5 protein-coding genes are annotated in these 8,809 nt (G+C 61.2%); all 5 read right to left on the bottom strand.

What is annotated here, in order from left to right:
* Positions 1-152 precede the first annotated feature (152 nt).
* From AC07UR_RS30805 to AC07UR_RS30785, 5 genes are read right to left on the bottom strand one after another with little or no spacing between them, the layout of a single operon-like run.
* A complete protein-coding gene (locus AC07UR_RS30805) occupies positions 153-1,673 on the bottom strand; it encodes a caspase family protein (RefSeq protein WP_209792923.1) in 1,521 nt (506 codons plus the stop codon).
* Positions 1,670-3,223, bottom strand: coding sequence for a caspase family protein (locus AC07UR_RS30800; RefSeq protein ID WP_209792921.1), 1,554 nt, complete (start codon positions 3,221-3,223; stop codon positions 1,670-1,672). The genes AC07UR_RS30805 and AC07UR_RS30800 overlap by 4 nt, the downstream gene beginning before the upstream one ends.
* A gap of 3 nt (positions 3,224-3,226) precedes the next feature.
* Positions 3,227-4,111 carry an OmpA family protein gene (locus AC07UR_RS30795; RefSeq protein WP_494700350.1) on the bottom strand — a complete coding sequence of 295 codons (885 nt, stop codon included), beginning with the start codon at positions 4,109-4,111 and terminating at the stop codon, positions 3,227-3,229.
* A gap of 28 nt (positions 4,112-4,139) precedes the next feature.
* Positions 4,140-7,367: a c-type cytochrome gene (locus AC07UR_RS30790; RefSeq protein ID WP_209792916.1), complete on the bottom strand. Its 3,228-nt coding sequence runs from the start codon at positions 7,365-7,367 to the stop codon at positions 4,140-4,142.
* A 39-nt stretch (positions 7,368-7,406) separates the two neighbouring features.
* A complete protein-coding gene (locus AC07UR_RS30785; protein WP_209792914.1) occupies positions 7,407-8,660 on the bottom strand; it encodes a ferredoxin reductase family protein in 1,254 nt (417 codons plus the stop codon).
* Positions 8,661-8,809: the final 149 nt, after the last annotated feature.

The following is an 8,809-nucleotide window of genomic DNA, read 5'->3' as shown; positions in this document are numbered from 1 at the left end:
AGAACTCGCCCGCCGAGTTCTTCGACAATCCGCAGCACGAGCGCACCAAGCTCTTCCTCAGCCAGATCCTGCACTAGGGATTGCGAAAGACTTCAAACAGAAAGCCCGCCTTTTCGGCGGGCTTTTTACTATCCGGCCTGTCGCAGAAACGATCATTCGACGTGATAGCGTAGCGTGCCGACCGACCAGCGGATACCACGTCTCTCCAGGTCGTCAGTCCAGGCCTGCTGCAGCCGCGAGACAATTTCGCTAAGCGTTTCTCGCGCACTGAGCTCGACCTTCAATCCCCTGGTTTTCGGCGCAACGTCTGCCAGATCGACGGCATCGCTGATCACGAGGGCAACAAAGGCGCTGTCGCCTTCTCCCGAGGCTTCGAAGTCGAAGCCGTAATACTCGTCCGGTAATGTCAACGGAACGTCGGCGGCGAGCGGCGTAATCTTCTGCGCGAACTCGTTGGGAAAGATCTGGCTTGCAGTGCCGTTCGCATTGACGTCGATGAGGATGAGGCTTCCGGCAGCTTTGCTTGCGACCGTCAACTTGAACACGTCACCGGCCTTCATCGTGGTTGGCCGGTTGATGCTGATACGCACGTCGCCAGCATCGGCCTTGCCGACGATATCGCCGACCGCATCGACTGCATCTGCATCCTGATAACTTGCCGGGGCGGCACCGTCGCCGGCAACGGGCTGATACCGTGCCGTCACTTCAGTCCCTGCCTGAACAGGAACGACTGCACTGGCGCCGAGGTTCAGCGCCTTCGTCTCAAGTTGCGGGTCGAGGGTCTCGCATTTCTCCTGCGATGCGCAGTAAGCAGCAGATTGCGCGGTGACATATTCGAAAAGTTCGGCGTTGCTGGTCAGCCCGTTGGCGTTGGCGTCCGCCGCCGCCCCCGTCTGTCCAGCGACATAGGCCTCCGTGAAAACGCCGTGGCGGCTTTCGATCGGCAGCCTCACATCGTCCCATGCCACCTGATAGGGTGCGCTTGCACTCCAGGCGACGATACCGCTCTCTTTGACGCGGCTGGGCTTGTCGACGACACCAAGGTCGATGCGAAGCCCACGTGTCAGCGCCTGCTCCACCGGCTTCGCCTCCGGCCGCGCCAGGAAACGGGCGCCGTCGATGCCAGCGGATACCTCGCCCGACAGCGACCGCGAAATCGTGCTTGAGTAACCGGCGTCGATCACCAGGGTCACCGCCCTGCCCTTCAAACGGTCGAGGATGGCATCGAGCTCGTCATCGGTGACGGCACCGTCCCAATCCTTGATCCCGGCGACCACATCGAACGGCGCCAGCGCCTCATCCAAACCATCCTCCTCGTCGCCATCGATATCGGCGACCTGGAGACCATGACCTGAATAATAGAGATAGGCTCGGTCGCCGGGCTGCGTGCCCGCGATCAACCACTCCTCGATCGACGACAGGATGGTCGCGCGCGTCGCCTGCTCGTCCTTCAGGATGCGAATAGCAGAACGATCGAAGCCGAGAGTGCCGGTCAGCAACCCCTCCATGGCAAGAAGGTCGTTTTTCGGCCCGTGCAGAAACAGCTTTGGCTGCAGGTTCTGGTAGCTTCCGATCCCGATCAGCAAGGCCCGGTCCGCAGCCAATGCAGGCGAACACATCCCCCAGCCGACAAGCGGCAGCAGGAGAGACCAGACCCTGATGTCGACGCTCATTGCCCGCGCTCCCGCGTATAGAGCGGCTGGATCGCGACGGCACTGTCGGTTCCATCAAGCCGTTCTTCCAGGAGACGTAAAAACCTCGATGCATCGACGCCCGGGCCTGCGAGGGCAGCAGCGACCGCGTCGATCGAAGCATTCGTCGAGATGACCACCAGATGATCGGCGCCGAAGGGTTTCACCACTTCCAGGTCCGTCAGCTTGAATACATGGCTGCCGGAGCCTGCTATCTGGGCGTCGAGAAGCTGGACTTCCCCGGTATTGGCGAGATTGACGACCAACATGTTCGCGTATCCGGATTGCGGCGCATCGAAGTTCAGGCGATCCCCTGATGCATAAATGTCCTTGGCCGGCGTCAGCGAGACTTTGCCGGGGTTCTGCGCGGCGAGAGCCTTCAGGAAATCGAGGACGATGAATTTGTCCACCACCCCCTGCACCATATCGGGGGCAACGTGTTCGCCGGCAACATCGCCGTTTGGCGTGTAGAATGTGCCGCTGGTAGCATCCCATCGATAGGGGACGCCGCTGCCACCGATATTCTCAAGCGTCGGCGCCACGCCGTCGACGCTGAGCGCCAGCTTGCCCGTCCACCCCATGTCCCGGGCCGGTTTCAGCTTTGCCGACCGGCCGGTCGCGGCAGCACTGTTGCCTATTGCCAGCGTCGCGCTTCTGGGCAGGGACAGGACGATTTCCCTATCTGATCGCGGAACCTGCGGCGTAAAGTTCGGCACCTGCAGCGCCTCGGACTGGAGCTTGACGTTGGAAAAGACGTAGTCCTCAAGCTCGACCCTTGAGATCAGGCCATCGCCATCACGATCGGCTGCCCCCTCAAGCGCACGGGCGAAACTCCAGCTGAGCGCGCCCCTTGGCTCACCTTCGATCACAACCTCCGGCGTTGGCTGGCTCTCAAGCGATGCGGCAAGGATCGTCACCTGCGCCAGATCCTCGTCCTTGACCGCCGCGCCGGAAACCGCCTCTTGCGACGGCGGCGGCAACTGCGCCCGCACCGTCGGCGCAAGCCGCGTCTTGCCGGAGATCGACCGGTTCATGCCGCCCGAGTAGCAACTGTCGGAAACGAACAACACCTGAACGCCCTTGGCCTCTGCTTCGGCGAACCAGGCATTGAGCTCGTTATCGACGATGACCTCCCTTGCCGTCTCCGCAGCCCGGCTGCGATCGAAGCCCGGAAGCTCCAAAAACTCGTCCAGCCCATCCGGCTCGCTGCCGGCAACAAGCTCCGGCATCTGAGCGCCATGCCCGGCATAGGTGAAGATGATCGTGTCGCCGGTTGTTGCGGCCTCGACAAGCTCCAGCCAGGCGGTGCGGATCGCGTCCTTGGTCGCCTGTTCGTTGATGAATTCGCGGATAGGGCCGACATCTGCCGCCTTCAATGCCTGCGCCACGTCACGTGCGTCCTTGACGGCGCCGTCGAGGCTCACTTCATGTGGATAGGTATCGACGCCGACGACAAGCGCTGACGTGGCGGCCATGGCGGGCAGCGCCGATAGCCCAAAGATCACGCTCCAAATCAGAGCTTCGCGCAGCACCGTCTATTTCTCCACATCAACTTCAACGCGGCGATCCAATTGGTGCAGCATCGCTTCGTCATAGGCGCTCGGGTCATCCGGCTTGAACGGCTCTTCCTCACCCTTGCCGACCGTGGTCCAGGTGCCCTTGTAGCCAGCGTCCACGAGATAGTGCGCGAGAGCTTCGGCACGCGCCAACGACAGCGTCTTGTTCGCCTCTGTGCCGCCCACCGGATCCGTGTGGCCAATCAGGGTGATCGACACGGGTTTTGCCGATTTCAGGCACTCGAACAGATCCTTTGCTGACTGCAGCCCTTCCGGTGTGAACTCGGTAGTCCCGAAGACATAGCGAACCGGCGTCGCCTTCTTCCGGATCGATACGCCGCGATAGGAAAATTTGCAGGCGCCGCGCATCGCGAACTTCACCGGCCTGGCCGCCGCAAGCCGCATCTCGGAAGCAAGCCGATCGAGGCGCAGAATGTAGGCGTTGTCCGGCGCCATCCACTCCGGGGTCAGTTGCTCGTTGGCCGCATCCTCCAACGCCTGCTGGTAATAGGTCGCCGCGCTTTCATATTTCTTTCGCGCCCGGTCGATATCGCCAAGCGCGTCGAGGATCTGCCATGGTCCACCGACATCGTCGCGCGCCGCTTCAAGCTCGCCTTGGAACGTTTCAAGGGAGGCGCCACCCCCGACCGCGTTTGCGATGCGGTTGAAAGTCGCAAGCGCCGCCACGCGCCGGGTAAGCGCTGCCTCCGTATCAGAACAAGCTTTCGTGCGTTCCAGCGCGGCAGCCGATCGCGCCCCCGCCTCGTCGCCCCTGTTGAGGGCTTCAGAGGCTTCGACCAACGCGTCACAGGCGCTGGCCGGGTTGGCGAGCGGCAACAACACGGCGGCAGCGACGATCGTCATTTTCACCAGCTTGCCCATTGCTTTAGCGCTATTCCTTGATCTCGAAAGTTACCATCTGCACGCTGCTCGCACCGTTGTCCGCCCGCGCCTTCTTGGCGAGGTTGACCGCCAGTCCGCGGGTCGGCGGCAACTTCGATTGGGCAACGTATTGGCGTGCTTTCTCCAGCGTGAGCTTCTGCTCCGCCAGTCCACCAACCCGGCAGAAGGCAAGCATGGTTTCGGCGGGCGCTGCCGTATCGAAGGTCAGCGTGCCGGTCCCGGGCTGCGGGATCAGTCTGTGTTCGCCGGGCTGCAGCGTCGTGTTGCCGATCATCTCGTCCGGGATGACTTCGACATTGCCGTTTTCCTCGACATAGAGGATCTGCAATTCGCAGGCCTGATTGGCGCTGAGCTCGAACGACAGTTGGTCGCCGACCTTGGCCGTCGTCGTCGGCACCTTCAACGCGAGTTCCAGCTTGCTGCCGTCTGTCGTCTCCTGTTTGCGGTAGTCCGGAACCGCCGCGGCCACGGACTGCGGCATTGCCTCCGGCTGCAGTCCATCGCCGGCGACCACGATCAAGCCGGTATCGAGGGCGCGACGCTGGGTGAGCGGCTCCAGCAACAGGGCATATTGCTGCTCGACCTCGTTGCGCGGAACGGTTCCGCCGGCCTCCAGCGTCGTTACCCAATCCAGCCCGAGGCGCAGCACATTCACATCCGTCACGCGCTTGACCGCTTCGGAAAACTGCTGCGGTGTCATGTCGAATTCAGCCGCCAGACCGTCCAAGTCGAGTTCGTCTTCATACTTGTCGGCGAAATAGGTGACGATCTCCGCGTCGCCGGGCGCGTGCTTGCTCTGCAGTCCGCCGTCCGGTGTCGGTTCGGTTACTTCCAATTTCTGCAGAGCCCCGACGAAGCGCTCGCGATCCTTGCGATAGGCCTCGTCCAGCTCCTCCTGCTTCACATACATCGCCAGCAGCACATCCTGTTGGTCCTTGCTGAACAGCGTCGACGTGGCGATGTGGTCGCGCAACTGATCACGCTTCGACAGAATGCCATCGGCATGACAATCGAAGCAGGAGCGGGCATTGACGATCTCGACCCCCTTGCCTATCGGCCGCTCGCGGAACGAAACGATGGTGGTGGGCCCGACATCGAGCTGTTTTCCTGCCGCGGTCGACAGGTAATAGCCCTGCAAGCCGTTGGGCAGCGAAAAGATCATTTCCCCGCCATCGTGCTCAAACGGCACCAGACCGGCATCGAGCGTGCCCAGTTCCTTGGGCCCATGCGGGAAACGCTTCAGCACCTGTTTGCCGAGATCACCAGCGAAGTCGTAGGATTTCCAATAGTATCCGCCAAACGGCATATCGTGCCGCTCAAGCATGCGGTTGTGGTCCGAAACACCAGAGGAGCCATCCGCAAATCCGGCCCGCAGAACATTGCGCCGCCTGATGTTGTCGTCCACATCGATCTTGAAGCGCGTTTCCAGTTCTCGGACATGCGTCGGCAACTTCATCAGCCTGTTGTAAATCTCCGGCCGGGCGCCATTGCTCATGAACCAGTCGATGCGCATGATCGGCAGTTGCGTCTGCGTCTCGGCGGACAGCGCCTGAAGCGAGGCATCGCTCTTCGGATCGACGCCATAGAAGTAGCGCTTGACCAGGAAATCATAGTCGGCGGCATCCCACTGCATGTCTCGCAGATCGACCCGCACGAGCAGGCCATTGGTGCCGTCCACCTCCGCCGGCACCACCAGCTTCGGACCATAAGACAAGGAGTTCAGCAACTTCTTGAAGCCACCCGCCAGCACATCCATCCGCTTCATGAACGTGGCGTCGTCTTCGCAACCCATCATGCCGTTATATTGGTCGCGGTAGGAGAAGTAGCGCACGTTCCGACGATCGAGTGCGCTGACCTTGGAGATATCCTTGAGCGCCGCTTCGACGAACTGGTCGTAGGACAGCATCGGGCGCGATCGATCCGGCTTGGCGGCCGCCGTCTGCGGCAGGTTCTTTTCACTGAGCGAATTGATCCAGTCTTCGAGCACCTTGACCTCTTCATCCGTTGGTCGCTTGCCAAGCGGCATGCGGCCGCTCGTGACCGAGGTGAAGAGGCGTGATTTCGCGGCATTGCCCGGCGTGACGAAATTGGCATCGGCGGCGATCGACGTCAGTTCGCCTGCGGGGTAGCTGCCCTGCGAACTCTCGCCCGGACCATGGCAGTTGCGGCAATACTTGCCGATGAATGCATCCGCCTGTTGGGCGACTGCCGCATTGTCGCCAGAGAACGCCGTCGAGGCCGTGGTCTCCTTGCAGACTGCCGTGACAGATTGCGCCACCGGCGCCGGCGCCTTGACCTCGCGATCGGACAGGAACGCGTAGATCGCGCGACGATCATCGTCGCTGAGCGCCGAAAGTCCCTTGGCGATGCGCCGCATGACGGGATCGCTGATCGGTGCACCGGACAGCTTCTTGCCTTCGCCGATCAGGCCCGTGGTAAAGACTTCGGGCGCGGCCAGACCCGCCATCTTCGCCTTGCCGATATCGGGCGCGACCGCACCCGTCAGCCCCTTCTCGCCCTGATAGGCGCGTTCCAGATCGAGCCCGTAGGTAGTCGTGCGCGGCGTATGACAGTCGCCGCAGCCGCCGACATTTTCAACGAGATAGCGCCCGCGCTCCATCTGTGTCTCTTCGCGCGACTGATAAGCCGGAACGTTGAAATTGCTGCGTTTCCATAGGGTTATCGTCGTTTGTCGACTAAAGGGAAAAGCGATCTCATGTTCCTTGGAGGCCGCATCCGACGGCGGCAAGGTCTCCACATAGGCTTTGATATCAAGCACGTCCTCCGGCTTCATCCCGCCATAGGACGTATAGGGCATGACCGGATAGAGATTGTTGCCGTCGCGGTCGAGCCCGACCATCACCGCGTTGAGAAACTGAGCATTGCTCCAGCCGCCGATACCGTTGGCATGGTTCGAGATGTTCGGCGCGTAGAAGGTTCCGATCGCCGTGTTCATCTCCATGCCGCCGGACAAAAGCTCGGTTTCGTCGCCCGATCCGTGGCAGGCGCCGCAGCCGGCTGCGTTGAATATGTATTTGCCGTTCTCGACATTCGCCTTGTAGGTCGAGAAGGCGTCCTCGGCAAAAGCGTCGCGCGCCGATGCGGCGCCGGGACAGAGCGTGGCGGTGAGCAGACCGGCAATCAATACCAATCCGTTCCTCGTGCGGATGCCGGCACTTGACGAGACGCTTGCTCGCATTTCACGCAGACCGCGCATGGCCGTACTCCCTCAATCGAAAAATCTTCAATTAAACTGCTATCGAAACTGAAACTGTTCGAACTCCACGCGGAGCGGCTTCTTTCCAAGCTCTTTCAAGCCCTTGACGATCGCCTCCCTCAGCGGTGCCGGACCGCAGAACCAAAGGTCGGCCTCGCCCGGATCGATGAGACTGCCCGCCGCCAGTTTGGCCGCATCAAGCCGCCCGTCCGTGGCCGAATCGTGCAGCACGAAGCTGAAGTTGCCGAGCTTTTCCGCCTGCGCCTCGAAGGTTTCAAGGCCGATCGCTTCCTTTCGGTCGCGTACGCAATAGACCATGTGGATGTCCTGCCCCTCGCCGCCGGTCAAATGGCGGGCCATGGCGAGGAACGGCGTGACCCCGATGCCTCCGGCAAGCCAGATCTGCTTCCTGGCGCCGCGTCGATGATTGAAATGACCGTATCCGCCTTCGAGCTTCAGCCGGTCGCCAACGGCAACGCTATCCCGCAGGGCCTGCGTATAATCGCCGAGCGGCTTGATGGCGAAGCGCACCGTGCCGTCGCCGTCGATGCCGGCAATGGTGAAGGGATGCGGCTCGCGCAGGCCAGTCTTCAACACACGCAGGAAACCGAACTGCCCGGGTTTGGCCCGCAGCGCCCGACCTTTTGGCCGCGCCGAAATGATCGTCGCTCCATCGTGCCTCACCACCTCGGAAACGTCGTATCGACGGGTCCTCAGCCAGGGCAGAAGCTGCGTATAGGCATAACTCAGGATCCCGAGTGCTGCGAACACATTGAGATACACCGCAAGTAGAGCGGTGCTGTCATAGGGACGCTTGATGAACATCTGGTGGAACGCGACAAGGACGAACAGCAGGCCGATGAAGCGATGGGCATAGCGCCAGAGGTGGTAGGGAATCTTGATCTTCGTCTTTGGGATGATTTTGACGAGGCTGAGAACAAGCAGAATGACAAGCCCGTAGAACGCATACTTCCCGGCGGAGGCGGCAAGCTGGTTCAGTCCACTGGTGAATGACAGCCCCTTGAAATCTGGCGTCAGGAAATAGTGGACAAGGATAAGCACCAGCACACTGATGCCGATCTTGCGGTGAAGGTGATAAATGCGGTCAAGCCCGCCGAACAACGGCTCGATGACCGGCGGGCGTGCCGCCATGAACTGCGCGATGCCCATACCGACGAAAGCCATCGAGGAGGCCATCAGCGAGAACGTCGTCTGCGCGTTCGTATGGCTGACTGCCGGGACGGCAAGCAGACCCGCAAAAACAATCAGCGACCAGACCAGAAACGCACCCACCTTTAGCCAAGCCCCTCAACGCCGATGTCTGACGCTCTTTTTAGAGAAGACTGACAAGCAGCTTCCTCTTCGTCAACACCATTCAACCCTCGAACGGGCGGCAAGCCAAATTTATTCAGGCCGTTGAAATCTGAGGCTTTTACCGTTCC

This window comes from Ensifer sp. GW821-FHT05G01 (assembly GCF_059419585.1).
Note: the sequence above shows the minus strand (reverse complement) of the source record. Positions and strands in the feature narration are given on the sequence as shown.